At 44.2% G+C, this 24,986-nt stretch carries 26 protein-coding genes; 9 read left to right on the top strand and 17 right to left on the bottom strand.

The window, feature by feature from the left end; all coding sequences use genetic code 11:
• Positions 1-33: 33 nt before the first annotated feature.
• The gene (locus AC19MV_RS08165) at positions 34-729 is read right to left on the bottom strand and encodes a pirin family protein (protein WP_498306887.1); all 696 of its coding nucleotides are present in this window, start codon (positions 727-729) and stop codon (positions 34-36) included.
• Between the two features lie 44 nt (positions 730-773).
• Positions 774-1,220, bottom strand: coding sequence for a DoxX family protein (locus AC19MV_RS08160; protein WP_498306886.1), 447 nt, complete (start codon positions 1,218-1,220; stop codon positions 774-776).
• Positions 1,221-1,378: 158 nt separating this feature from the next.
• On the opposite strand from AC19MV_RS08160, the gene AC19MV_RS08155 reads away from it, so the two are divergent.
• A complete protein-coding gene (locus AC19MV_RS08155) occupies positions 1,379-2,275 on the top strand; it encodes a LysR family transcriptional regulator (protein WP_498298360.1) in 897 nt (298 codons plus the stop codon).
• Between the two features lie 94 nt (positions 2,276-2,369).
• Here AC19MV_RS08155 and AC19MV_RS08150 read toward each other — a convergent pair whose 3' ends face one another.
• Positions 2,370-3,560: an MFS transporter gene (locus AC19MV_RS08150; protein WP_498306884.1), complete on the bottom strand. Its 1,191-nt coding sequence runs from the start codon at positions 3,558-3,560 to the stop codon at positions 2,370-2,372.
• A gap of 146 nt (positions 3,561-3,706) precedes the next feature.
• On the opposite strand from AC19MV_RS08150, the gene AC19MV_RS08145 reads away from it, so the two are divergent.
• From AC19MV_RS08145 to AC19MV_RS08135, 3 genes are all read left to right on the top strand, one after another.
• A complete protein-coding gene (locus AC19MV_RS08145) occupies positions 3,707-4,588 on the top strand; it encodes a LysR family transcriptional regulator (RefSeq protein ID WP_498306882.1) in 882 nt (293 codons plus the stop codon).
• A gap of 110 nt (positions 4,589-4,698) precedes the next feature.
• Positions 4,699-5,211, top strand: coding sequence for a DUF2937 family protein (locus tag AC19MV_RS08140; RefSeq protein WP_160052050.1), 513 nt, complete (start codon positions 4,699-4,701; stop codon positions 5,209-5,211).
• Between the two features lie 31 nt (positions 5,212-5,242).
• Positions 5,243-5,716 (top strand): peroxiredoxin, encoded by a 474-nt coding sequence (locus AC19MV_RS08135; protein WP_498306881.1) that lies wholly within the window; start codon positions 5,243-5,245, stop codon positions 5,714-5,716.
• Between the two features lie 88 nt (positions 5,717-5,804).
• On the opposite strand, the gene envZ is transcribed toward AC19MV_RS08135, so the two are convergent.
• The 9 genes from envZ to AC19MV_RS08090 all read right to left on the bottom strand — a co-directional run bounded on the left by envZ (position 5,805) and on the right by AC19MV_RS08090 (position 14,702).
• The gene (envZ, locus tag AC19MV_RS08130; protein WP_498306879.1) at positions 5,805-7,139 is read right to left on the bottom strand and encodes a two-component system sensor histidine kinase EnvZ; all 1,335 of its coding nucleotides are present in this window, start codon (positions 7,137-7,139) and stop codon (positions 5,805-5,807) included.
• A 3-nt stretch (positions 7,140-7,142) separates the two neighbouring features.
• Positions 7,143-7,868, bottom strand: a complete 726-nt coding sequence (ompR, locus tag AC19MV_RS08125; RefSeq protein WP_432400709.1) for an osmolarity response regulator transcription factor OmpR — start codon at positions 7,866-7,868, stop codon at positions 7,143-7,145.
• 117 nt (positions 7,869-7,985) lie between these two features.
• Positions 7,986-8,783 (bottom strand): hypothetical protein, encoded by a 798-nt coding sequence (locus tag AC19MV_RS08120; RefSeq protein WP_498306877.1) that lies wholly within the window; start codon positions 8,781-8,783, stop codon positions 7,986-7,988.
• Between the two features lie 430 nt (positions 8,784-9,213).
• Positions 9,214-10,146 (bottom strand): heme o synthase, encoded by a 933-nt coding sequence (gene cyoE, locus AC19MV_RS08115; protein ID WP_432400705.1) that lies wholly within the window; start codon positions 10,144-10,146, stop codon positions 9,214-9,216.
• A 13-nt stretch (positions 10,147-10,159) separates the two neighbouring features.
• Positions 10,160-10,489, bottom strand: a complete 330-nt coding sequence (gene cyoD / locus AC19MV_RS08110) for a cytochrome o ubiquinol oxidase subunit IV (RefSeq protein WP_498298345.1) — start codon at positions 10,487-10,489, stop codon at positions 10,160-10,162.
• Positions 10,489-11,124 carry a cytochrome o ubiquinol oxidase subunit III gene (cyoC, locus tag AC19MV_RS08105; RefSeq protein ID WP_498306876.1) on the bottom strand — a complete coding sequence of 212 codons (636 nt, stop codon included), beginning with the start codon at positions 11,122-11,124 and terminating at the stop codon, positions 10,489-10,491. The genes cyoD and cyoC overlap by 1 nt, the downstream gene beginning before the upstream one ends.
• A complete protein-coding gene (cyoB, locus tag AC19MV_RS08100; protein WP_498306874.1) occupies positions 11,124-13,106 on the bottom strand; it encodes a cytochrome o ubiquinol oxidase subunit I in 1,983 nt (660 codons plus the stop codon). The genes cyoC and cyoB overlap by 1 nt, the downstream gene beginning before the upstream one ends.
• Positions 13,107-13,108: 2 nt before the next feature.
• Positions 13,109-14,140, bottom strand: a complete 1,032-nt coding sequence (gene cyoA / locus AC19MV_RS08095; protein WP_498306872.1) for a ubiquinol oxidase subunit II — start codon at positions 14,138-14,140, stop codon at positions 13,109-13,111.
• Positions 14,141-14,312: 172 nt separating this feature from the next.
• A complete protein-coding gene (locus tag AC19MV_RS08090; RefSeq protein WP_498306871.1) occupies positions 14,313-14,702 on the bottom strand; it encodes a hypothetical protein in 390 nt (129 codons plus the stop codon).
• Between the two features lie 679 nt (positions 14,703-15,381).
• Here AC19MV_RS08090 and AC19MV_RS08085 point away from each other — a divergent pair.
• The 5 genes from AC19MV_RS08085 to AC19MV_RS08065 all read left to right on the top strand — a co-directional run bounded on the left by AC19MV_RS08085 (position 15,382) and on the right by AC19MV_RS08065 (position 20,670).
• The gene (locus AC19MV_RS08085) at positions 15,382-16,872 is read left to right on the top strand and encodes a SulP family inorganic anion transporter (protein WP_432400694.1); all 1,491 of its coding nucleotides are present in this window, start codon (positions 15,382-15,384) and stop codon (positions 16,870-16,872) included.
• Positions 16,873-16,903: 31 nt separating this feature from the next.
• Positions 16,904-17,752, top strand: coding sequence for a universal stress protein (locus AC19MV_RS08080; protein WP_498306869.1), 849 nt, complete (start codon positions 16,904-16,906; stop codon positions 17,750-17,752).
• Between the two features lie 1,232 nt (positions 17,753-18,984).
• Entirely contained in the window at positions 18,985-19,659 is a 675-nt protein-coding gene (locus AC19MV_RS08075; protein ID WP_498306868.1) for a DUF2238 domain-containing protein, read from the top strand.
• Between the two features lie 460 nt (positions 19,660-20,119).
• On the top strand, positions 20,120-20,377 hold the full coding sequence (locus AC19MV_RS08070) for a type II toxin-antitoxin system Phd/YefM family antitoxin (protein ID WP_160052031.1): 258 nt from the start codon (positions 20,120-20,122) through the stop codon (positions 20,375-20,377).
• Positions 20,365-20,670 (top strand): type II toxin-antitoxin system RelE/ParE family toxin, encoded by a 306-nt coding sequence (locus AC19MV_RS08065; RefSeq protein ID WP_432400688.1) that lies wholly within the window; start codon positions 20,365-20,367, stop codon positions 20,668-20,670. Before AC19MV_RS08070 ends, AC19MV_RS08065 begins: the two co-directional genes overlap by 13 nt.
• 767 nt (positions 20,671-21,437) lie before the next feature.
• Here the strand turns inward: AC19MV_RS08065 and AC19MV_RS08060 are convergent.
• The 5 genes from AC19MV_RS08060 to AC19MV_RS08040 all read right to left on the bottom strand — a co-directional run bounded on the left by AC19MV_RS08060 (position 21,438) and on the right by AC19MV_RS08040 (position 24,986).
• Positions 21,438-22,322 (bottom strand): DMT family transporter, encoded by an 885-nt coding sequence (locus AC19MV_RS08060; protein ID WP_498306865.1) that lies wholly within the window; start codon positions 22,320-22,322, stop codon positions 21,438-21,440.
• 144 nt (positions 22,323-22,466) lie between these two features.
• Positions 22,467-22,946 (bottom strand): transcription elongation factor GreB, encoded by a 480-nt coding sequence (greB, locus tag AC19MV_RS08055; RefSeq protein ID WP_432400684.1) that lies wholly within the window; start codon positions 22,944-22,946, stop codon positions 22,467-22,469.
• 84 nt (positions 22,947-23,030) lie between these two features.
• Complete coding sequence (locus AC19MV_RS08050) at positions 23,031-23,537, bottom strand: hypothetical protein (protein ID WP_498306863.1); 507 nt, start codon at positions 23,535-23,537, stop codon at positions 23,031-23,033.
• A gap of 32 nt (positions 23,538-23,569) precedes the next feature.
• Positions 23,570-24,253 carry a TorD/DmsD family molecular chaperone gene (locus tag AC19MV_RS08045; protein ID WP_432400680.1) on the bottom strand — a complete coding sequence of 228 codons (684 nt, stop codon included), beginning with the start codon at positions 24,251-24,253 and terminating at the stop codon, positions 23,570-23,572.
• Positions 24,254-24,305: 52 nt separating this feature from the next.
• Positions 24,306-24,986, bottom strand: a complete 681-nt coding sequence (locus AC19MV_RS08040; protein WP_059745892.1) for a 4Fe-4S dicluster domain-containing protein — start codon at positions 24,984-24,986, stop codon at positions 24,306-24,308.

The following is a 24,986-nucleotide window of genomic DNA, read 5'->3' as shown; positions in this document are numbered from 1 at the left end:
ATAGCATCATCACAGGCATCACGAGTGTTGGTATTAAGGCAAATCAAATAACAATGAAGTAGACTGGTCGTCTAGCTCGTTTTTAAAGGTTATCGTTTTTTGGCCTGTTATTTTTGCACCATCACCGGCCGCGAGTCTTTCTGACTCGATTTTCAGCTCACCGACCACTTGATGTACATAGACCTGTCTGTCAGCGGCAATCGTGTAAGTCAGCTCTGAATGCGGCGCTAAAATCAATTGTGATAACGTCGCATTTTGCTTGATGTGTAAGGTGTCATTTTCACCCGTTGGCGTCGCAATGGTGGTTAATCCTATAGCCTGGCCAAAGTTTTTTTGCTGATACCCTGGCGTATTACCTAAGGTATTGGGCTGGATCCAAATCTGTAAAAACTTCAATGGCTCGGTTTTAGACGCATTGTATTCACTGTGAGTGATACCGCTGCCGGCAGACATGAGCTGGAATTCACCAGCAGGCAATACTTCAACGTTACCCTCACTGTCTTTATGGGCAATTGAACCTTCGAGCACATAGCTGATGATTTCCATGTCACGATGGCCATGAGTGGCAAATCCTGCACCGGGCGTTACGCTGTCATCGTTAATGACTCGCAAGGCTGAGAATCCCATATGCTCTGGGTCATAATAACTGCCAAATGAGAAGCTGTGTTTACTGTCTAACCAACCAAAATTGGCGGTGCCGCGCTCGCTTGCAGGACGTAAAGTGATCATGATGTTCTCCTATCGAAATTTGGGTTTGCTAATTTGCTCTGAGGTTACTTAGCTAATCGAGTGGTAAGCGCGTTATCAAGCGCTGCTTTACCCGAACCCGATAAAGCCAATGACACGCTGGCGGCTAATAAAGCCAAAGCATACTCATAACCGTTGTTAGACATAAATAAGCCGTTGCTTAGGTGAACACTGGCAATGGCAATCACCATGGTAAAGGCAAGTGCGACAGCCGCTGGGCGAGTCAGTAAACCGAGTAAAATAAATAAGCCACCAAAGAACTCAGCACTACCTGCCATAAAGGCCATTAATACGCCAGGTTCCATTCCCATTGACGCCATCCATTGCCCTGTACCTTCTAGGCCATAACCGCCAAACCAACCAAATAATTTTTGGGCGCCATGGGCCATAAATATAATCCCTACAGGCACACGCAATGCCAATGTGCTAAAACCTGCAGTAGAGTGTGTAATGCGTTTAATCAGTGCTTTCATGGTTTGTATCCTCAATATTTTTAAACTGTTATTTGGCTGGTGGTAAACGTAAATAACGCTGCCTCACCGATTGATAATGAGTATATTGAGACTTGATCGAATAAAAAATCGGAATAAACTGAGTTAATAGTTCAAATTTTTTGAATAAGGATAAATTCATGCACCATGCGATTACCATCGATGCATTGCGGGCCCTGGACGCCATTGAGCGCAAAGGGAGTTTTGCTGCTGCAGCGGCGTCGTTGTATCGAGTGCCGTCAGCATTAACCTACACCATCAAAAAACTTGAAGACGACATGGGCACGGCGTTATTTGACCGGACAAAACAAAAAGCACAGCTCACTCCAGCAGGTAAAATTGTATTAGAGCAAGGGCGTCAGATATTGCTGGCCACTAATCGACTGATTGATTCCGTGCAGCAATTAGAGTCCGGTTGGGAAAGTGAAATTAGATTGTCGCGCGATACGGTTATTCCGCAAGCGCCGTTGTTTCAGTTAATCGAGCAATTTAATCAGCTCGAACATTCGGTAGACATTAGTATCGATGTGGAAGCCGTGGGTGGTGGTTGGGATGCCTTACACAGTCGCCGTGCAGACATTGTGATTGGTGCCTCTGGCGAATTACCTCGAGGTGTATTTCAAACCCACAAAATAGGCGAGATTGAATTTGTATTTGCAGTGGCGCCTCATCATCCATTGGCGTTTGTTGATGAGGTATTAGCCGCCGACAAACTCACCGAATACGCCTCAGTTGTGGTGGCCGATACCGCGCAAGTGTTGCCGACACGCAGTAGTGGCTTATTTCAAAGCAAGCAAGTCATTAGAGTCAACACCATGGAAACCAAAATAGCAGCACAGCGACAAGGTTTAGGGATTGGGTTTTTACCGCGGCACATGGTGCAATGTTATTTCGACAGCGGTGAGTTAATTGAAAAACAATGCTCAATCCCACGTCCTAACCAGAGCTTGTATCTTGCCTGGCATAAAGAGCACCAAGGCCGCGGATTTGAGTGGTTTATTGAGCATTTACCAAAAATTGATTGGGGATTAAGTTAACCTGAGCTCAAGTTAAGTTAACTAAAGCTGAAAAGACTCAAGGGCATATAGGTATATGCCCTTGATTTAACGATCTCTAGCTCAGAAATAACTATTATGCCGCTGCCTGAGATACCGCAGTGTTATTGGTTTTATTGTCTAGCGAGCCACTGTAGCGGGTTAACGCTAATGCTAACAATACAATCACCGCGCCAACCCATGGGGTATGCATTAAGCCTGCTTGCTCAACGATTAATCCGCCGCCCCAGGCACCCAGTGCAATACCCACATTAAATGCGGCAATATTGAGGCCAGATGCCACATCAACTGCGTTAGGTGTATGCTCTTGCGCCAGTTTAACCACATAAACTTGTAAGCCTGGTACATTACCAAATGCAAATGCGCCCCACACTAAAATGGTGATAACTGCTGCAATAGGGTTAACCGCAGTAAAGTTAAATACCACTAAAATGGCGGCTAAACCGGTAAAAATGATACTCAGCGCTTTGATTTGGCCTAACTTGTCGGCCATTTTACCGCCCCAAATATTACCGATAGCCACTGACACGCCGTAAACCAACATAATCAGACCAATCGCATGAGACTCAAAGCCTGACACTTGCTCCAAAATGGGTGCTAAAAATGTAAACGCGACAAAGGTGCCGCCGTAGCCTAATGCGGTAATGGCATACACTAATAATAATCGTGGCTGAGTTAATACCTTAAGTTGAGCGGATATTTTAGTGGCCGCAGGCTGCTGTAAATTGTTTGGTACCAATAAACTGCTGCCTATCAACGCAATAAAGCCTAATATCGCTACCGCTAAAAAGGTGGCTTGCCAACCAAATGTTTGGCCAATATAGGTACCTAAGGGCACGCCTGTCACCAATGCGACGGTTAAACCGGTAAACATAATTGCAATGGCGCTGGCAGCTTTTTCTTTAGGCACTAATCCGGTTGCAATGGTTGAGCCAATAGAGAAAAACACTCCATGGGCTAGGCCAGTAATAATGCGTGCGACAATTAAGGTTTCATAGCCCGGGGCTTGCCATGCTAATACATTACCTGCCACAAACAGCGCCATAACGGTTAATAACACGTTTTTACGGTTCCATTTACCTGTAAGTGCCGTTAATACCGGTGCGCCAATCGCAACACCTAGGGCATACAAGCTGACTAACAAGCCTGTTGAGGGTAATGAAACATTAAGGTCTTGGGCCATGGTGGGCAGTAACCCCACAATGACAAATTCGGTGGTACCGATTGCAAAGGCGCTTAGCGTCAATGCGAGTAGGGCTAACGGCATAATGTGTTCCTCGGGTTTAATAAGTGAATGAGTCGATATTGCGTAATGCTGGCTATTATTCACGGTAAATGAGTTGTAAAAAACAGTGTCTTTAGCAAATCACTTTTGTGTAAAATGAAAGTAATTGACGTTAACCCGAGGTGTGTATGCTGACTCGTTCAGATGATCTGGATATTTTATTAACTGTGGTCGACAGCGGCGGCTTTTCTGCGGCGGCCGATACGTTAAATATTCAAGTGGCGCGCGTGTCGCGGGCGGTGAGTAAAATTGAGCAGCAGCTTGGGGTGACCATATTAAACCGCACCACCCGACGTATTGAGCTGACTGACGAGGGCAGGCAATTTGTCGAGTCGGTGAGAACGGGCTTACTGCAATTACAACGGGCAGAAGATGAGTTAGTTAAGCGAGGTGAGTTACCACAAGGGCGATTGCGCGTAGATGCTGCAAGCCCGTTTGTGTTTCATCAGCTGGTGCCACTAATGAATGATTTTAGGCAGGCGTATCCTGACATTATGTTAGAGCTCACTTCAAATGAGGGTTATGTCGACTTACTGGAAAAGCGCACCGATGTGGCGATTCGTATCGGTAAATTAAACGATTCTACCTTGTACGCCAGACCATTAGGCAAGAGTGCCTTACACATCGTCGCCTCACCAGCCTACATTGCCCGCCGAGGCGCACCGCAAAAAGTGGCAGACCTAAGCGGTCATGAGTTACTCGGTTTTACCGAGCCAAAAGCGCTTAACCGGTGGCCGTTAAAAGGTAGCGAGGAAATTATACCGAGCATCTGTAGCAGTAATGGCGAAACGTTGCGGCAATTGGCGTTAAGCGGTAATGGTATTGCGTGTTTGTCGGGCTTTATGATTAACGACGATTTAGCCGACGGTCGGTTAGTCGCCTTGCTTAATCAAGACAAAATTAATGTCACTGATCGCGAGCAAGTGAATGCGATGTATTACAAATCATCTACTGTGGCGCGGCGGATCTCAGCATTTATTGAATTTATTCAGCCTAGATTAACCTTGTAATTATTGGCGAAAATTAACATCCGTTTACATACCGATACAGAGGATGCGTAGTTAACTGATTGGTGATATTGTGGCGTTTGTGAATTTTCTCTATCTCAACCGATGACATCATGATTAAACATTTAATGGACTATCTTCGCTTAGTGCTGTTTGTTTGCGGCGTATTGATTGGTATTCAGGTTCCCGGTTTTGTCGATCAATATGGTCAACGTTTAGAAGCGCATCAGCTAGAAGCCAAGCAAAGTTTGGCCGAATTTCAACACGATGCCGACCGCTTTTTTGCTGGCGACATCAGTAAGCTTATTCAACACTATCGCAAAAATAACGATCCAGTTTTCAGCGCGGGTGGCGAAAGTATCGAATCGATTTATCAACGTTACGTGGCGTTAACCGATGCATTAACGCGCTTTCGTCAACACAGTTATAGCCCATACCAGCAAGTGATCCTTGCACCGCAAACAGACATTCAAGCTGAAGTATGGAAAAACTATTCGCATGTGATTTTATTAAAGCCCGAAGCCATTGCCATCGGCATGTTACTTGGGCTGTTGATCTCAATTTTATGTGAGTCAGTATTATCTATTTTGTACGTGGGATGCCGTAAAGTATTGGCGCCTAAATAACCCATTTATTCACCCTTAAGGAAATATAATTATGATCGCTACAGGACAATCTTTACCAAAAGCTACATTAAGCCAACTGACTAAAGACGGTATGGTTAATCACGATGTGACTGAGCTTTTTGCCGGTAAAAAAGTGGTGTTATTTGCCGTACCAGGTGCATTTACGCCAACCTGTTCAGAAGCTCACTTGCCAGGCTTTGTGGTACAGGCTGACGAGTTTAAAGCTAAAGGTGTTGACCTAATTGCTTGTGTATCGGTAAACGATGCATTTGTGATGAAAGCATGGGGCGAAGCGCAAAATGCCTCTGAATTAATGATGCTTGCAGACGGCGATGCCAGCTTTACTAAAGCACTAGGCCTAGAAATGGACACTGCTGGTTTTGGTGGCGTGCGTTCACAACGTTACGCGATGATTATCGACAACGGCGTAGTGACATTATTGAATGTTGAAGAAGCTAAGTCATTTGAAGTGAGCACAGCAGAAGCCGTAATGGCTGCACTGTAAGTCGCTATTCACAACTGATTGAATTTTAAATGGGCGCCCAATGTGGCGCCCATTTTTATGAGTGCGTTAACGTCGTTTCAATCAACTCTTATTGATTTTTATCCATTAATGGCAGCCAAACCTGAGCTTTGAGGCCACCTTGAGGGCGGTTAGACAGTTTCACTTTTCCATGATGACGGTCAACAATCCGCTTAATTATCGCCAGACCTAAACCTGAGCCGACACTGCCTCGGGCTGAATCACCTTGAGTAAAGGGTTGAAATAACTGCTCAACTTTAGATTCATCAATTCCTGGGCCATTATCTTCAACGCTAAAACACACCGCATTACCCTGATGGTACGAACTGATTTTTATCCAGCCATTGCCGTAACGAAACGCATTTTCTACCAGGTTGCTCAGCACACGTTTAATCGCCACGCTATTCATGGCAATGTCGGGGCAGTCTGCTAACGAAAGCTCTATGGTTTCTTCGCGGTGAGATTCCTGTTGGCTAATTTCCTGGATTAAGCGGTTAATTTGATCTGGCTCGCGCACACCTTCACGATCGTTGCGAATATAGGCAATAAATTGGTTAATAATCGCATCCATGTCTTCAATGTCGGTAACAATGCCTTCTTTTAAATATTGGTCTTCTTCGACCATCATTTCAGATGCTAAGCGAATACGAGTCAGTGGCGTGCGGAGGTCGTGGGAGATACCGGCCATGAGTAAGGCGCGGTCTTGCTCAAGCTGTTTCATGCTATGCGCCATTTGATTAAACGCATGGGTTACTTCAACAATTTCGGTAGAACCGCTTAACGGTAATGTGGGCGGAAAGTCGCCTTGAGACACCGCAACCGCGGCTTTTTGTAAGCGTTTTAATGGCCTATTTTGTCTGCGAGCAAATAACCAGCCGCCGGCGACACTGAGCGCGCCAATTACCAATAAATACAAAGTTAATGGCGATAAGTCAGATTCGTTAATGCCGGTTAATGGCACTTTAATCCACAGCGTGGGGGCTTGAGGTGGCTTAATCCACACGTCGAGATTTTCACCTTGAGAAAAACGCACCTCGGCTTCGCCGCCTAAATAAACCGACATTTGTTCAGACAAAAAGCTGTAATAAGTGGCCTGGCCGAGTCCGGCCTCCTGGGCTTGTTTTTGGTTGTAAACCGTCATGCCATCGTCACGCACTTTGGCATTCAAGGCATCAACCATGGTGAGATGTTCGCGGCCAACATCCACGCCATCAACAAATAATATGTTGATTTGGCGGGCAATCAGTTGGTTAATTTGCTCGTAACTGGGCTTGATAAAGTAAACGGCGACCGACCAATACGACACTAATTGATTGATCAGCAATAAGCTGCCAATCAACAATACCGTTTGGCTAAACGCACTTCGAGGTAAGAAGCGTTGCCACCATTTTAACTTGAGTTCCATGACTTACTTTCGCGTGGTGCCGTCGGGTACAAACACATAACCTAAACCCCAAACCGTTTGAATATAACGTGGGTTGGCGGCATCTTTTTCAATTAAACGGCGTAAGCGCGAAACCTGTACATCGATAGAGCGCTCAAGGGCAGAGTAGTCACGGCCGCGAGCAAGGTTCATTAACTTGTCGCGCGATAATGGCTCACGAGGATGGTTAACCAGTACTTTTAATACGGCAAACTCACCGCTAGTCAGGGCAATGCTTTCATCACCATGAAACATTTCACGCGTGGCTAAATTTAGCGAAAACTCACCAAACTCAATCATTTCTTCCTGCTGCGCAGGCGCACCTGGTACTTCAGTGGTTTGACGACGCATTACCGCTTTAATCCGTGCTAATAACTCACGTGGATTAAACGGTTTAGGTAAATAGTCATCAGCGCCAAGCTCTAAGCCAATAATTCGGTCTACTTCATCGCCTTTAGCGGTGAGCATCACAATAGGAATAGGGTTTTCTTGCTGGCGTAAACGGCGGCAAATCGATAAGCCATCTTCACCGGGTAGCATCAAGTCGAGTACTAAAAGGTGAAAGTTTTCGCGCTCAAGTAATCGATCCATTTGTTCAGCATTGGCTGCGCTACGTACTTGAAAGCCTTGCTCAAGCAAGTAACGTTCTAATAATGAACGTAATCTCATGTCGTCATCGACAACGAGAATCTTAGAGGTTTCTTGGCCCATGGAATATCCTTTTAACACTAAATTGATACCAGCAATGGCTCAGTATGAAGTGTAATCACTTGAATTTGAATAGCTGATTGCAGCAGAAATTGTAACTAAATAGCTGTAAATGCCGCTTTATTGTTTAAAAAGCAGCAAATGGTCTGTTATGTGGTCTTTGTCTTGGTCAAAAGATAAAGCCAGTTGTTGGCGCAAAGGGTGATAAATCATGAGAGGTAACGCGGATGTCAGTTGTGGGTGGCTATCAAAAATAGGTTCACTAAATTCTTGCTGCTCATCAAAGCGGCCCCATTGTAAATGGGTATTATGCGGATGAACGTGAGGGTCTTGATGTAAGTTAACATTCACTAAAGCGTAATAACCGCTGCTGAGCAACACAACACTACTTAATGCCGGTGTTGATAATTGATGCCAGACGCCGAAGATAGACTGGTTCTTATAGGCATAATAGTCATGTTGTTCATCGCTAATGCTGTCTGCGTTAGTGTCGATAGTGAAGACTAACTTTTTTGATTCTACGCCAAGCGCGATATGCAGCTTGGGATGGGTAATTTGATAAGCCACCAAGCCCAATAGCGGATTATTGCTATAACTGGCCATAAAGCGCACACCATTAGGTGCAATAGCGAGTCGGCCCCATTCGGCTACGCTTTTATGCGGCGTTAGGTGGTTGAGGTTAATGTATAAATAGCTTAAATCACGGTTTAATTGCAGTAAGGTGATGTGCTCTGGGGTGTCGATAATCCAATTGCCAAATAACGCGTGCTGATTGTTCGAGGTTAATGTTTGCGCTGTCGCGTTGACGGGCACCACTAACGTTAGGAACATCATCAAAGACAAAATGCATAAGCGCAATGGTTTGTTAGCGGAATTGATGAGGCCAGTCAGCAACTGGGTTGTTAACGCGGTAAACATAATATCCCTTTATGTTTTTAGAGTAGGTAAATACCCAAACAACCTGAAGATGCTCGATTTCAGCAAGAGTTTACACGCGTTTAGGCAAGGCATTGATTGCGGGTAATGGTCGTTCCCTTTCCAAAATCAGCTAAATTAACAAAAGCCGCAGCATAAACACGTGTAAAACTTGCCCTTTGGGAGTTTCACCGTGTTCCCACTACGTTGTTGCGCTAATTTATAAGGTACCTACATTACCGCATTAACGCGCCTAGTATTGAAAACACGGTGAAGCTCTGAAACACGGATCTTCAAGTTGATTGGGTATAGACCGAACTTCATGCGGTAATTTAAATGAGCTTTAACCCTAGTCAACAATGTTGAATAAGCAAATAAAAAGCCCGCAGCATAGGCTAACGGGCTTTGTGTTCAACCAAATAATGATGACCGGTTAAGGTACTAAAGTCAGTAATGGTACTTGAGCAGCAACTTGAAAATCCAATGCCATGGTCACGCTTAATGCGGTAATCGTGATAATGGAAAATCCAAATACCTGTCTAGCCCAAGACTGCAAATTGATGTCGCGACGATAGCCTTTTAATGCCATTGCTAACCACCATAAACTCGTCGCAAAGGTGACCGCCATAAAGGCAATACCTGTGTAACCAGCTAAGGGAAGCAGTGCACTCACTAGCGCAAATACCGCGATGTACAACACGATATGCAATTTAGCTTTGGTCATGCCTTGAGCTACGGGTAATACCGGAATATTGGCCGCGGCATAATCGTCAAAGCGAAAAATCGCAATCGCATATGAGTGAGGCATTTGCCATAGGCTAAACATTAGCAGCAAAATGACCGCGCCCATGTCCATTTGCCCGGTAACCGCGCAATAACCCACAACCGGTGGCACGGCTCCCGAAAAACTGCCAACTAAGGTGCCGTAAACCGAGTTGCGTTTCATGTATAGGCTGTACACGCCGACATAAACCACATAGCCAATGGCGGCAAATAACACCGCTAAACTATTAGTGAATATCGCCAGCATGGTAAAGCCGACAACACCCAGACCAATACCAAAGCTCAATACCGCTTGTACCGATATTTCACCGGTAACGGTCACTCGGTTTCGTGTGCGCTTCATTTTGGCGTCGATGTCGCGATCAATGCAATTATTGATCGCGCAACCCGACGCCACCACCAAAGACAAACCTATCATGGTGGCGAACATCAAGGTCAAATCAACATTACCTTGAGCCGCGAGTAAAAAGCCGCCCGCGACAGAAATTAAATTGCCCATGATGATGCCAGGCTTAGTGACCTGAACATATCCTCGTAAGCGTGAGGTTAATTGTGCTGACATAGATTGACCTTGATTATTCATGATAGCTGTCTAATTACATCATCAATTCGTTAGCTGCGTAGATAATCCACACAGACAAACCCACTACCATGACGATAATCAAGGCGGTGAATAAGAACGAGAATGTATTGATTCTGCCTTCTTTAGAAAAATCTAAATGGAGGAAGTATTTCAAGTGCACCACGATTTGTACTATCGCCGTTATCACCACAACCCAGAGTGTTGTCATGTGGTCAAACTGGTGTGTCATCACCGACCAAAATGGAATACCAGTTAAGACAACCGATAACACAAAGCCGACTAAATATGATTTAACGCTGGCAGAAAAGTCGCCTGCGCCGTGGCTTGCATGTGCATTGCTCATCACAAGACTCCTAACAAATAAACTACGGTAAACACACACACCCACACGATGTCTAAGAAATGCCAAAACAAACTTAAACAACTCAGGCGAGTGATGCTGCGATTAGTTAAGCCTGTTTTAAGCACTTCAACCATCATGATCAGCATCCAAATTAAGCCCGCGGTAACATGCAAACCATGCATACCGACTAGGGCAAAAAATGCGGATAAAAACGCGCTGCGATCTGGGCCATTACCGTGTTCAATTAAATGATGGAACTCGTACACTTCCATCGCGATAAACACACAACCCAACGCAAAGGTGATTAATAACCACGTTAATGTTGCTGCTTTCTTTTGGTGTCTTGCGCAAATCATGGCAAAGCCATAAGTAATACTACTGATCAGTAAGGCGGCAGTTTCGATAAGCACGAAGTCTAATTCGAAAATATCTTTGCCCGACACCCCACCATCGGTATTCATAAACAACACCGCATAAGTCGCAAACACAGAGGCGAACAAAATACAGTCGGTCATGAGATAAATCCAAAAACCGAACAAGGTGTTACCGCTAGTGTCATGATGATCATCATGGTGTTGATCATTGTGCTCAGCAGCGTGAGCTACATGTAAATCTGCTTGAATAGCAATACTCATTATCGGCCCCTTGCTACGTTATCTAAGTGTGCATTTTCAATACGTGCGACTTCATCGGGTTGCACGTAATAGTCCACGTCATTGTCGTAAGCACGCAGTAAAAACAACACAAACGTACCGCCAAACCCAACAATGGCTAACCACCAAATATGCCAAATTGCCGCAAAGCCCATGGCTGTAATACACGCAGCCATGGCAATTCCGCTGGCAGTGTTTTTAGGCATGTGAATTGGCTGATAGGTTTCACGACGTTGATAGGCGGTGCCTTTTTCTTTCATGTCGGTGAACGTATCAATGTCCGTTACAGGATCTAACTGGGCAAAGTTATAAAACTGTGGTGGTGAAGAGGTTGACCATTCAAGTGTGTGGCCATTCCATGGATCGCCTGTGGTATCGAGGTTTTGCTCACGGTCGCGGAAGCTCACATACAATTGCACAAACTGTAAAATAATCCCCACAAGAATGATAAATGCGCCGACTACGGCAAAGTAAAGCCAGAAGTTCCACGCCGGGTTATCTGTGTGGTTAATACGACGTGTCATGCCCATAAAACCAAGCACGTACAGCGGCATAAACGCCACATAGAAGCCAATTTGCCAACACCAAAATGATGCCTTACCTAAACGTTCGTTAAGCGTGAAACCCATTGCTTTAGGGAACCAGTAAGCAAAACCAGCCATATAACCAAATACCGCACCACCAATAATAGTGTTATGGAAATGGGCAATTAAAAACAAGCTGTTATGCAACACATAATCGGCACCTGGTAATGCTAACAATACCCCGGTCATGCCGCCGATGGTGAAGGTCACCATAAAACCTAAGCCCCACAATACCGGTACGGTAAAACGTAAACGGCCGCGGTAAATGGTAAATAACCAGTTAAACAGTTTTACCCCAGTCGGCACCGCGATCACCATGGTCATTACACCGAAGAAGGCGTTAACATTCGCGCTTGAACCCATGGTAAAGAAATGGTGTAACCACACAATAAAGCCAAGTACAGATATCGCACCGGTTGCCCACACCATTGAGGTGTAACCAAATAAACGCTTTGAAGTGAAGGTTGAAAACACTTCAGAGAAAATACCGAAAGCCGGTAATACCAAAATGTACACTTCAGGATGACCCCAAGCCCAAAATAGGTTGATGTACATCATGGCGTTACCGCCACCGTCGTTGGTAAAGAAATGGAAATCTAAGTAACGGTCTAAGGTCAACATGCCTAACACGGCAGTTAAAATGGGGAACGATGCAACGATTAACACGTTAGCCCAGGTACAAGCCCAAGTGAAAATAGGCATTTGCATCAGCTTCATACCAGGCGCACGCATTTTTAACACAGTGGCGATAAAGTTCACCCCGGTTAAGGTTGTCCCGATACCGGATATTTGCAATGCCCAGATATAATAATCAACCCCCACCCCCGGACTGTAGGCCAGCTCAGACAATGGCGGATAAGCCACCCAACCGGTTTTAGCAAACTCACCGAGTCCTAGCGATATGTTAATTAACACCGCCCCAGAGGTGGTTAGCCAAAAACTGAAATTGTTTAAGAATGGGAACGCGACATCGCGAGCACCAATTTGCAGCGGTACGACCAAGTTCATTAAACCAATCATAAATGGCATTGCCATAAAGATAATCATGATCACGCCATGAGCTGTGAAGATTTGGTCGTAATGTTCTGGTGGTAAATACCCCGCAGCGCCATTAGTGGCGAGCGCTTGCTGGGTTCGCATCATAATCGCGTCAGAGAAACCACGGATAAGCATCACCATCGCTAACACGATATACATGATGCCAAGTTTTTTATGGTCAACCGAGGTTAACCAGTCGTGCCACAGCACGCCCCATTTTTGATGCTTAGTGATTAAAGCCGCAATAATGACACCAATAATGGCGACAGCCGCTAGGGTCACCATAATAATGGGTTCGTGATACGGAATAGACTCGAGTGTTAATTTTCCAAGAAATGGCATGATTACTCCGCCTCCCCAGAAGCAGTCGAAGAATGCTCTGTGGTTGAGTGTGAAGGTGATGGATGTTCAGAATGTTGTTCAGCGTCCATGTCTTTCATATGCTGCATATGTTGAGTGTGATCCATACCAGACATTGATTTCATGTTGCCCATATCGTGCATGCCTTCCATGCTGCCCATAGATTTCATGTTCGAGTCTGGATGCATGTACTGCATCACAATGTAATTAAACATGCCGTGTTGCACTGAGCCGTAATATTGCACAGGGTTGTTTTCGCTCTTTTCAGCGAGCTGCTTATATTGCTCAATATCCAAGGTGTGACCTTGTTGTTTTACCTTAGCAACCCAGGCATCAAAATCACCTGCTGTAGGTGTGGCAATGGCGTTAAACTTCATGCCCGCAAAACCAGCACCACTGTAGTTAGCTGAAATACCTTCAAAGGTACCCGGCTCATTCGCAATAAGGTGTAGCTTGGTTGCCATGCCTGCCATTGAGTAAATTTGGCTGCCTAACTGCGGAATGAAAAAGGAATTCATCGCCGTGTCTGAGGTAATTTTGAAGTTAACCGGCACGTTTGCAGGGAAGGCCAATTCGTTAACCGAGGCAATGCCATATTCTGGATAGATAAATAACCACTTCCAGTCTAGCGACACTACTTCAACTGTGACGGGTTTAGCGTCATGTTCAAGCGGTTTATAGGGGTCTAAATCATGAGTCGAATTCCAGGTGATAACACCCAAAATGATCACGATAATAATCGGTACAACCCACACTACAACTTCAATGGCGGTTGAGTGTGCCCATTTAGGTGCGTAAATTTCTTCATCGCGGCCGTCGCGGTATTTCCACGCAAAGTACAGCGTCATAAAAATGACCGGAATAACCACAATCAGCATCAGTAGCGTTGCCACTATAATGAGATTTTTCTCATCGATGCCGATTTGACCTTTGGGATCCAGTACGCCGCCTTCGCAACCGGCGAGCACAAATGCCAATGCCGCCAGTGCTGGTTTACTTAAATTTCGAATTAACAAAGGAAGATTCCTCTCACCTTAAAAGCTTACTACGCTGCCAATCCCATAAGGTTGTGACAGATTGAGAGCAACACGCAAACACAGCATTAACTGGCCTATAAACGGCAGTTGTTCACTTTGATGCCAAAGTGGGTGTCATAACGAGTTGTTGAGTATTGAGCTAAAACGAAAGTTAACGAGGAGGGGCGCGGCAACCGTGTGCCGTATAGTCTAACGACTTAGGAATAACAGGAGATAATGCACTGAGCGCATCGCTGAGTTCAAGCAGATTGCTAAATTTAGAATTGAGATGAAACAAACGCCAAAATTGTTCAAGAACCATAGGGTTAAGCACAATTAAGCTGAGTAAGCCCGCACCCACAAACTCAGCCAATAGGCCGTCTGCAATCGCGATAAACTCACTGATATCAATAAAGTGACCAACCGAAATCGATAAAGCATCGGCTAAAGGTTGCAGCAACAGTAATCCGAAACACAAAGTTAAATGTGCTTTACTCAATTTAGACAAGCTTGCTATGCGGCTTAGCGGCGTAACAAGTTTTTGGCAAAGAGTTGGATTCAAAAAACGTTTCCGCCTGAGCGTAAAAGAAGTGGTTGTCGCATCAAAAAACATACGAGTTGTTATACGGCAGGAGAATAACAAGAAGCAGCTATTAATTGAAAGTAGTTAAGGGCCGTAAAACAGCGTAAAGATTAAATAAACCTGAAATAGCACATTATTTATACTGTTTGTTTACATATTTAACCTGGCATTCATCATTTCAGGTCTTATTAAGCTTAAAATCGTGATCGATCGCACACAAAATATCCAGATAAATGTGAGCCATCTTAAAATGGATTTTGGCTGAGTATGTTAAAAAAGGCACTATTTTTATCGGATATGATCAGTAAAAATATTGCACTGAAACATCGCTGCAAATTAGGCTTAATAAGGCGAAACATCGATTATTTTTACGACAGATTTTGACTTTAGACGGGCTGAACTATATTCTTTGTCGCTGCTTTGAGGTGCATACGTGTATTTAAAGCAAAATCTTGCATGAACTAAGCCGCATTTAGCTATACCCTCCCGTATTGGATTGCGACAATCCATCTGTAGTGGCTGTTTTGCTTTACCCCATATTTGATAGCATCTCGTTGCATGACGGATCAACATCTTAGAAACTGTTTGCGGTATTTTCAGTTTCGGATCAGCACGTACTATTGAAATAAATGACTGAATTTTAAACAGAGTGAATAACATGATACAAACCATGAAAAAAGAATGGTTCTCCAACATCCGCGGAGATCTATTAGCCGGTCTTGTGGTTGCACTGGCGTTAATTCCAGAGGCAATTGCCTTTTCGATTATTGCAGGTGTCGACCCTAAAGTGGGGCTATATGCTTCGTTCTGTATTGCGGTAGTGATTGCGTTTACCGGTGGCCGCCCAGGGATGATCTCTGCTGCAACGGGTGCAATGGCACTGTTAATGGTGACCTTAGTAAAAGAGCACGGCCTTGAATATTTATTGGCTGCCACCTTATTAACCGGTGTATTCCAGATTGCCGCAGGTTACTTAAAACTCGGTAACTTAATGCGCTTTGTATCGCGCTCGGTTGTCACCGGTTTTGTGAACGCCTTGGCGATTTTAATCTTTATGGCGCAAGTGCCAGAACTCATTGACGTAACTTGGCATGTGTACGCCATGACAGCCACAGGCCTTGGGATTATTTACCTATTCCCGCTTATCCCTGTTATCGGTAAATCATTGCCGTCACCGTTAGTGTGCATCGTGGGATTAACCATTTTTGCGGTATTTATGGGTGTCGATGTTCGTACTGTAGGCGACATGGGGCAGTTACCAGATACATTGCCTATCTTCTTGTGGCCAGAAGTGCCATTAACCCTTGAAACCTTAATGATCATCTTGCCTTATTCAGCAGGTCTTGCGGTGGTTGGTTTACTTGAATCAATGATGACAGCCACCATTGTTGATGACTTAACCGACACCCAAAGTGATAAAAACCGTGAGTGTAAAGGCCAAGGTATTGCCAACATTGGTGCTGGCTTAATGGGCGGTATGGCGGGTTGCGCGATGATTGGTCAATCAATTATCAACGTTAAATCAGGCGGCCGTGGCCGTTTATCAACGTTTGCAGCCGGTGTGTTTTTGCTGATTTTAATCGTATTCCTCGGCGAATGGTTAAAGCTTATCCCTATGGCAGCATTGGTTGCTGTGATGATCATGGTGTCTATCGGTACTTTCTCTTGGGATTCAATCCGTAACCTTAAACATCACCCAATGTCGACAAACCTTGTGATGGTGGCCACGGTTGTGGTGGTTGTCGCTACCCATAACCTGGCGATTGGGGTATTTGTAGGGGTGTTATTGGCTTCATTATTCTTTGCCAATAAAGTGGGCCGATTCATGGTGGTTAAAAGCTCAGAGATTACTGCTGAAACTGGCCGCCATTATCAAATCGTTGGCCAGGTGTTTTTTGCCTCGGCAGATAAGTTTAGCCAATCATTTGATTTTAAAGAAGTGGTAGATAAAGTGACTATCGACTTATCACTAGCGCATTTTTGGGATATCACCGCAGTATCGGCACTCGATAAAGTAGTGATTAAATTCCGTCGTGATGGCACCGAGGTTGATTTAATTGGCCTAAACGAAGCCAGTTCGACCATCGTTGATAAATTTGGGGTGCACGATAAACCTGAAGAAGTCGAAAAAATGATGTCTGGTCACTAACCCTGAGCAACACCACAAAAGGAGAACAATAATGACAAATGTGATTGCTTGTATCGACGGTTCAAAAGCAACCTTAGCCGTATGTGATGCCAGTGGATGGGCGGCTAAGCAATTAGATGCCCCTGTGACCTTGTTACATGTATTAGATAAGTCAGTGTATCCAACTCAGTTGAATTTATCTGGCAACATTGGTTTAGGAACGCGTGAGCATCTACTTGACGAAATGGTGGTGCTTGAAGGTCGCAGAAGCAAACTGGCACTCGAGCAAGGCAAATACATGCTCGAAGATGCTAAAACGCGTGTAACTGACCAACAATCTACAGTGTCAGTCGATACCTTACAGCGCCATGGCGACTTAATTGAAACCTTGTTAGAACAAGAGCCTAATGCACGTTTAGTGGTCATGGGACGTCAAGGTGAGCAACACCAGGATCAACCAATTGGTAGCCATATTGAGAGTGTTATCCGCACGCTTAAGCAACCTATTTTGGTTGTTATGGCAGAGTTTACAGCGCCTGAGCGTTTTATCTTTGCTTACGATGGCAGCGCCACTGCGAAAAAGGCCCTTGGCCGAGTTGCCGCCAGCCCTTTACTTAAAGGCTTAGCGTGTCACTTAGTGATGGTGTCAGACAATCAAACGACAGCCAGTGCCGAACTTGCAGCGGCAGCTGACACCTTAAGCAGTGCAGACTTTACGGTAAGTACAGCAGTGTGTCAGGGTGAAGTGCAAACCGCATTAGAAGCCTATCAAGTCGCCAATAATATCGACTTAATGGTAATGGGTGCTTACGGCCATTCACGTATTCGTGAGTTTTTTGTTGGCAGCAATACCACCAGAATGATCAGCAAAAGCAAAATCCCGTTATTACTGCTGCGTTAATCATAATGGATTAGCTGACTGCGAACGGTTATTAGCGGATTGCGATTAGCGAATAATGATTAGCTATGAACAAAGTGCTGATAGCTAAACCTTGATAGCGATAGTTAATAGTGTCAGTTGATAGCTAACAGCTAACAGCTAACAGCTAACAGCTAACAGCTGATAGCTAAAAGTTAAAAGTTAAAAGTGCTAGCTAAAAAGCCACCCCGGCATTGTATGTCGGGGTGGCTTTTTTTGTTTATGGCTTCGTTATGGTTATTTAAGGCCTACGAGCACTTACGTCGTGGCGCTTCGATGACTCCAGAGTATGAATCAATGTCACTTTGATTCTATTCAATTCGACTGAGTTAAATTCAACTTCATTAAATCCGTCTTCATAAAATTCGTCAGCATTAAACTCGTCTTCATTAAATTCGTCCTCCCGGCAATGCTTTTGAGCCGGGATCCAGGTGTTTGCTTTGCTTTTGCTGATGGCCTACGGCCACTAACGTCGTGGCGCTTCGCCCACACCAGACCAAGAGAAAACCAACGGCTGTTCCCTCTTTACTCTTTATAAAAGAATTGGCCCAGCCGCCACATCAAAATTATCATTCTTTACTAAACAATAGCTGCGATAATTTCGCGACGTGGTCAAATCCAGCTTTTAACTTCGTCTGAGTGTTCTTCGGCCACCTCTTTATGGTAAAGAATGAAAATGCTAACGCTTCAGATGGGGCGTCCCTTCCCCTCTAAAGCTAGCCAGACATCCATGTCTGGGCTCACGTATTCTTTTGTAAAGAGTCTTCAACGGCCTCAAGTTCAGAGTTGAATTTGTACATTTTTAAAATCAAAAAATTAACTCGGTTTGGCATCAAAGTTAGTAAGAAAGGTTAATCATGGCCAACCAACCTAATTGCTAATGCCTGAGTCTACTACGCCTAAGCGTTTTATCTTTGTTTTGGCTTTTTTCATGGCTATTCGCCCACATTGAGGCAGAGAGTTAAAGCCTATTCTTGTTTAAAATCAGAGATGATATGTTGTGTTAAATAAACGATTTAGCATTGAAATATTGGCGTATGGGTTTATTGTATAAAAATAAAGCGTATCATCAATAATGACGTAGTGATAAATGCAATCTATGAGTCGTAGGTGTTTGTTGCCTAAGATTTTTTAGCAGGTGATGTTGAGAGGCAAGCCTTAAGTAAACTGTGACATGCCATAAAATATCTTTAATTCACAATGGCCAACATTCTATGGAACATAAACGATATTTTCTATTGCTTTCAATCATCTTTATTATTGAATTTATTGTTATTTCTATCAACCCTTATAATCGAGCTGATTGGGCGCTTGAGAATGTGTTAATTGTCTTCTCTGCCATCTTTGTGGTGTTCACCTATAAAAAATGCCCATTATCGCGACTCTCGTATAGCCTGATATTTGTCTTTATGAGCTTGCATGAGATCGGCTCACATTATACTTATGCCAATGTTCCCTATGATGAATTTCTGCAGTCATATTTTAATTTTAGCCTCAATGAATATATGGGCTGGGAGCGTAATAACTTTGATCGATTGATTCATTTCGCATACGGCTTTTTATTGGCATATCCAGTGAGGGATGTGTATTGCAAGATTGCTGGCGTGAAAGGCTTTTGGAGTTATTTCACGCCGTTAAACCTGATTATGTCGACATCGATGTTATATGAGTTAGTAGAGTGGGGCGCCGCAGAGATATTTGGTGGCGAACTTGGCATGGCGTATTTAGGCACCCAGGGTGACATTTGGGATGCGCATAAGGATATGGCACTCGCTAGCCTCGGCGGAGTGTTAGCGATGGCGATAACGCTGTTTATCCATTCACGTATTCAAAAAGACTTTCGAGAGCAATGGCGATTAAGCTTAACGGTAAAACATAACGGGGATTAAGCAAAGCTGAGGCAAGTTGAATTGTTATGGTTACTCAGACTTTGTATGACCTAAAGCCAAAAACGCCGTGGTGCTTCGCTGACGCCAGAGTTAGATAAATGTCATTCTGATTCAGTTTCTATTCGTCGTCCCGGCAATGCTTTTAAGCCGGGATCCAGGTGTTTGCTTTGTTCATAATATAGAAAAGCTGCAACACGCGATGCACTAAGAAGGGGGAAGCCTTTTTCACCTCAAAACTCACCAAACCCGCCATATACTCCCTCTAAAACAACAATACATCTGCATGTTAAATAATGTTGTACATCATCTAAGTAGTTGAATTAAAGTGTAAACCTGGTTGTTTCTGATGTACCAATCAAAATAAATTTTAAAACCAGTAACTCTACAGGTTTGTTAGCTGTATTCTCAAATTGCTCATTAAGTGCTACTATAGTGATACATTTTTTGTGAGGCGATTAGTATGAGAGTAGAGCTAGTTACGACATTAAAACGGCAGGCAACAAAAATATTATCAGAGCTTCATTCTTCTAAAGAGCCTGTATTAATTACTGAACATGGACAACCTTCTGCATACCTTGTTGATGTTGATGACTTCGAATTTATGCAAAAGCGTATGCAAATCCTTGAAGCTCTTGCTAAAGGTGAGCAGGCTATAAGTCGTGGAGAAACTGTATCTAATATTGAGGCTAAAGAGAAAATGAGTAAATGGCTGAAATAATTTGGACAAACCCTGCTTTGGAAGATCTTAATGACATCGCTGAATATATTGCTTTAAGTCATCTTCTGGCCGCTAAAAGTTTGGTAGCGAAAATCTTTGCAAAAGTCGAACGGCTTGAAGAATTCCCAGAATCAGGAAAGAAACCGATTGAGTTAAGTAACCTTAATTATCTGGAAATAGTTATTAATCCTTGTCGTGTTTTTTATAAAGTAGAAAACGACAAAGTTTATATTTTACACGTTATGAGGCAAGAGAGAGACCTACGTAAATTCTTACTTACAGCTAACAAATAAGGATAGACCGCGCGAAGCCGCGTGCCTATACCAAGTGTACTTTGTTAGGTGAATAGCCTGAACACCTGAGATGTGACTCTTTTTTATGTAAATAACAGCTCGAGAAAACGCGCTGTTTGATTGATTTTTAAAGCAAAAAATTCACACCTGGATCCCGGCTTAAAAGCATTGCCGGGACGACGAAAAAATCTAAGCCTTGTCCAAACGAGTCAATTGCTGTTTGAAAATGCCCAAATTCAACTCTGAACTTGAGGCTGTTGAAGACTCTTTACAAAAGAATACGTGAACGAGTCATGGCCTTTCACGCAAATCAAAACCCTAGTCTTAAGCAATAGCATTTTCACTCTTTATTACAAGATGCGCCGCAGGCTATAAGCAAACCAAACCAAACCAAACACTTGGATCCCGGCTCAAAAGCATTGCCGGGACGACGAAAAAAAAGCTAAGCCTTGTCCAAACGAGCCAATTGCTGTTTGAAAATGCCCAAACTCAACTCTGAACTTGAGGCTGTTGAAGAAAATGACGTGAGTCCAGACATGGATGTCTGGCTAGCTTTGGAGGGGAAGGGACGCCCCATCTGAAGCGTTAGCATTTTCATTCTTTACCATAAAGAGGTGGCCGAAGAACACTCAGATGAAGTTCAAAGCTGGATAAATTTCCGTCGCAATTTTTTCGCTGCTGTTGTTTGGTTAAAAAGCCAGTGCAGGGTGGAACCTTGCGATCTTAAGTGTTTGTGGCCGCAGGCCATATCTCAATCTCACAGCCCATTAGGCTTCGCTATTCACCACCCTCGGACTGACTTTTTTGCGTGTTTGGCTGAGCGTATAAACGCCGCTGACGACAACCAGTAGGCTGCCGAGTAGCGTCATGGTGTCGGGTGATTCACCGAATATGAATATGCCCAACGCTAAGGCAAATAATAAACGGGTGTAGCGAAAAGGGGCGATGACCGAGACGTCGCCTGCGCGCATGGCGATGGTGAGGGCATTGTAGGCGGCAACACCAAAAATAATCGCACCGATGATTTGCAGTGATGCAGTGGTATTAAGTTGTGCTGGCTCATTTTGATATAACTGGATAGCGATACCTGCTGGGATTAATACAAAGAATCCGTAAACCCCAAGTTGCATGTTCGATAACACAGGTGGTGCTGCGCGGGTGGCTAAATCGCGGCCGGCAAAGCCTAATGTGGCGATGACTGCGAATAGTGAGTTAGCTTCAAACCCAGCGAGTCCTGGGCGTATAATCATTAACACCCCAATAAACCCTACAAGTACGGCAATCCATCTTTTAACCCCCACGTGTTCACCAAACAATAATGCTGCGCCTATCATGGCAATCAGTGGTGTAGCTTGTAATATTGCCGAGGCGCTTGAGAGTGGTGTGAGAGTGATGGCTAATGCAAAGGTGAAGCGGCCAGTCACTTCACAGACTGCACGGATTAAAATCGGTGCCGTGAGTATGGCCGGATGCAGTATTTTTTGACCTTTACGCCAGGTTAGCAGCATAAAAATCAGCATCCCGCCGAGGCCAAACAATGCCAGGATTTGGCCTAAAGAAGTGGTTTCGGCTGCGGACTTAATCAGCATGTCTTCAATGGCAAAAGCGGCCATTGCAAAAACCATGTAGAGACTGCCTTTCGTGTTGTTCAATATGACACCTATTGGGAATGCAAAGCGATTAACGCAACGTGATAAACACAGCCACCTTGAGTTGTGTGTGAGTGAAAAAGACTTGATACATAAGTTAACTGATTGATTATTATTAGCTATCGATTAGGCAACACTAAATCACTTTTAGGCTTTGGTATAAGTAATTTTATTAATGTACCAGGTTTTATTGCCTTGAGGCGTGCTGACGACGGCTTCGTCATCGACTTCTTTTTTGAGTAACGCGCGCGCCATAGGTGAGTCGATAGAGATGTAATCTTTGCGTTCGTCGTAGATTTCTTCTGGGCCGACAATTTTAAAGGTTTTAATGTCGCCAGCATCGTTTTCGATTTCGACAACGGCACCAAAAAACACTTTGCCTTCTTGTTCTGGCGCGTAATAAACGATTTTAAGCTCGGGTAACAGTTTGCGTAAGTAGCGTACTCTACGGTCTATTTGCCTTAATAAACGCTTGTTGAAGGTGTAGTCAGCGTTTTCTGAGCGATCTCCAAGACTGGCAGCCCAGGTTACAATTTTAGTCACTTCAGGACGTTGTTCTTTCCACAAGTAATCGTGCTCAAGTCTGAGCTTGTTGTAACCTTCGAGGGTAATTAGCTTGGTTTTCACGCGTTTCTCTATGTGTTTTGGCTTAAAGCAGAAACTAACTAAATTATTGGCATTTGTCGATTTGTATTTACGGTCAGTTAGGCGTTAATGCGCGCCCATGTTGCGTTGTGCTTTTCTTTGGACATGTCTTCGTTGTTTTAATTGCGCCATGGCGTTGATGATCTGGACACTTTGGTTCATTAGCTTAATGTCTTCAATCGGCGTTTTTTGACAGTTAATCGCGTAGTGCTCAGCCAACTGCACAATGATGGCTTCTGCTTGTGAGAGCTGTTGATATTGCAGTTCTTTTACAAATAACAGCAAGAAACAGTCAAATAAAGCATTAGCAGCATCGATATGGGTTAACCCTTGCTGTGGCTGATTTGAGTCTGATGAGGCGACTTGCAGTGGATTATTTTCTGGTGGTTTTGCTTGAGCTGATTTTGGCTCGGGCGTTGGCTTCAGGGCGGCAACCACGTTAGCGACAGTGATCATAGTTGTCGCTCCCGCAAAGAGGCTCCTTACATACGCGTCTTGTTGCCAAAAAAGCACCAGCTGATGTGACCATTCAGCTTTGCTCCATTGCGATGATACCGCGCGTATAAAAGACATGTTGTCGCCTCCAGTGAGCTAGCCAAAATAACCTATCGATGCAGTTTTCTTGGCATGGGCAGTACGTTAAAGGTGCTGGTCAGTTCGTTGATAAAGGCTTGGGTCATTTTGGCGATACCAAGGTAAAAATCAGTGTTTGCGTGTTGCTCGCTGAGCGCTAAACAACGGCTTGCCCAAGGAGTGAAGTGCTTTTGCAATAAAGTGTAGATAAATTGCATCAGTTCGTCTTTGTTAGTGTGCGAGTCTGCTCCAATTAAACGCTGAAAGCTTGAATCTAACACACTAAAAAATAGCCCCATATGGTCAACAGGCTGCGGCATATCGAGCTTGAATTCAACTTTATGTTGTTTATAAAAGTCGACAAGCGCTAAGGTTGATACATCAAAATGCACTTGCTCTTCGCCTAAATAGGCCGAACCTTGTGGTATGGCTTTAGGTTCGCCAGGGCCAAAGTACAGGTTGCCATAATCGAGCTGTAGCTCGGTAAGTTGATTGGCTTGCCATTGCTGCAGGTATCGTTGTAGATAAAACTGTCCTGGCTGCTCTGGTGCTGACTCTGCGAACACAGGCCAGGTTTGGGCAACGTCGTTTTCGATAAAACTGTCGATGAGTGCTTCGTTGGGATAAAAGCAAAAAACATTATGCAGGATGCGTGCAATCGATTGATATTCTTCTAACTTATCGACGCCGATTGATGCAACGTTGTTTTCAGTCATTATTAAGTCCTTAAAAGAAGGCAGTGATAATGATTTATCACTGCCTTGATTATTACACTTCTGATGGATTCAGAATTTGACCTGTGCCACCTGTTGTTGATTGGCCATGACGATTGGCTTTAATAATCAAGTTAGGTGATGTTAGTGATTGATTAGGTAGCGGTGCTATGTGCGAGTCGCCGGTACCGTATTTAGCCACGATATTTTCGACGGTATCAAAGTCTAATGCGCGCATTGGACATGATTCTACGCAGGCTGGCTTACGGCCTACTGCCAGGCGTTCATAACAACCATCACACTTGGTCATGACTTTTCTTTCTTGGTCAAGCTGTGGCGCATCATATGGACAAGCGCGTGAGCAGCTTTCGCAAGCGATACATAAGCTTTCTTCAATGTGCACTAAACCGTCTTCTTTGCGTTTATGCATTGCACCAGTTGGGCAGGCTTTAACACAGACTGGCTCTGAACAATGGTTACAGCCAAGTGACATGTAGTAAGCAAAGACTTCTTGCTCGTAAGCGCCAGTGTTTGGGTCCACATTCCATGAACCGCCACCGTATTCATACACGCGGCGCCAGTTAACGCCATTTAGCGTAGGCACGCCATCTTCTACAGGTTTGGTTGAGCTGCGAATGATATCGCCTTGTCTGTCTTTACAAGCAATGTGACACGTTTTGCAGCCTGTGCATTTAGTGGTGTCGACATAGAAACAATATTGGGTTGAGTCGCTCAT

This window comes from Shewanella sp. MF05913 (genome assembly GCF_059758095.1).
The sequence above is the reverse complement of the archived record's forward strand: the minus strand, read 5'-3'. Positions and strand labels throughout refer to the sequence as shown.

Bases quoted from the DNA above. Each gene is read 5' to 3' on its own strand.
- AC19MV_RS08165 (WP_498306887.1), bottom strand. From the start codon at position 729: ATGATCACTTTACGTCCTGCAAGCGAGCGCGGCACCGCCAATTTTGGT.
- AC19MV_RS08160 (WP_498306886.1), bottom strand. From the start codon at position 1,220: ATGAAAGCACTGATTAAACGCATTACACACTCTACTGCAGGTTTTAGC.
- AC19MV_RS08155 (WP_498298360.1), top strand. From the start codon at position 1,379: ATGCACCATGCGATTACCATCGATGCATTGCGGGCCCTGGACGCCATT.
- AC19MV_RS08150 (WP_498306884.1), bottom strand. From the start codon at position 3,560: ATGCCGTTAGCCCTACTCGCATTGACGCTAAGCGCCTTTGCAATCGGT.
- AC19MV_RS08145 (WP_498306882.1), top strand. From the start codon at position 3,707: ATGCTGACTCGTTCAGATGATCTGGATATTTTATTAACTGTGGTCGAC.
- AC19MV_RS08140 (WP_160052050.1), top strand. From the start codon at position 4,699: ATGATTAAACATTTAATGGACTATCTTCGCTTAGTGCTGTTTGTTTGC.
- AC19MV_RS08135 (WP_498306881.1), top strand. From the start codon at position 5,243: ATGATCGCTACAGGACAATCTTTACCAAAAGCTACATTAAGCCAACTG.
- envZ (WP_498306879.1), bottom strand. From the start codon at position 7,139: ATGGAACTCAAGTTAAAATGGTGGCAACGCTTCTTACCTCGAAGTGCG.
- ompR (WP_432400709.1), bottom strand. From the start codon at position 7,868: ATGGGCCAAGAAACCTCTAAGATTCTCGTTGTCGATGACGACATGAGA.
- AC19MV_RS08120 (WP_498306877.1), bottom strand. From the start codon at position 8,783: ATGTTTACCGCGTTAACAACCCAGTTGCTGACTGGCCTCATCAATTCC.
- cyoE (WP_432400705.1), bottom strand. From the start codon at position 10,146: ATGAATAATCAAGGTCAATCTATGTCAGCACAATTAACCTCACGCTTA.
- cyoD (WP_498298345.1), bottom strand. From the start codon at position 10,489: ATGAGCAATGCACATGCAAGCCACGGCGCAGGCGACTTTTCTGCCAGC.
- cyoC (WP_498306876.1), bottom strand. From the start codon at position 11,124: ATGAGTATTGCTATTCAAGCAGATTTACATGTAGCTCACGCTGCTGAG.
- cyoB (WP_498306874.1), bottom strand. From the start codon at position 13,106: ATGCCATTTCTTGGAAAATTAACACTCGAGTCTATTCCGTATCACGAA.
- AC19MV_RS08085 (WP_432400694.1), top strand. From the start codon at position 15,382: ATGATACAAACCATGAAAAAAGAATGGTTCTCCAACATCCGCGGAGAT.
- AC19MV_RS08080 (WP_498306869.1), top strand. From the start codon at position 16,904: ATGACAAATGTGATTGCTTGTATCGACGGTTCAAAAGCAACCTTAGCC.
- AC19MV_RS08075 (WP_498306868.1), top strand. From the start codon at position 18,985: ATGGAACATAAACGATATTTTCTATTGCTTTCAATCATCTTTATTATT.
- AC19MV_RS08070 (WP_160052031.1), top strand. From the start codon at position 20,120: ATGAGAGTAGAGCTAGTTACGACATTAAAACGGCAGGCAACAAAAATA.
- AC19MV_RS08065 (WP_432400688.1), top strand. From the start codon at position 20,365: ATGGCTGAAATAATTTGGACAAACCCTGCTTTGGAAGATCTTAATGAC.
- AC19MV_RS08050 (WP_498306863.1), bottom strand. From the start codon at position 23,537: ATGTCTTTTATACGCGCGGTATCATCGCAATGGAGCAAAGCTGAATGG.
- AC19MV_RS08045 (WP_432400680.1), bottom strand. From the start codon at position 24,253: ATGACTGAAAACAACGTTGCATCAATCGGCGTCGATAAGTTAGAAGAA.
- AC19MV_RS08040 (WP_059745892.1), bottom strand. From the start codon at position 24,986: ATGAGCGACTCAACCCAATATTGTTTCTATGTCGACACCACTAAATGC.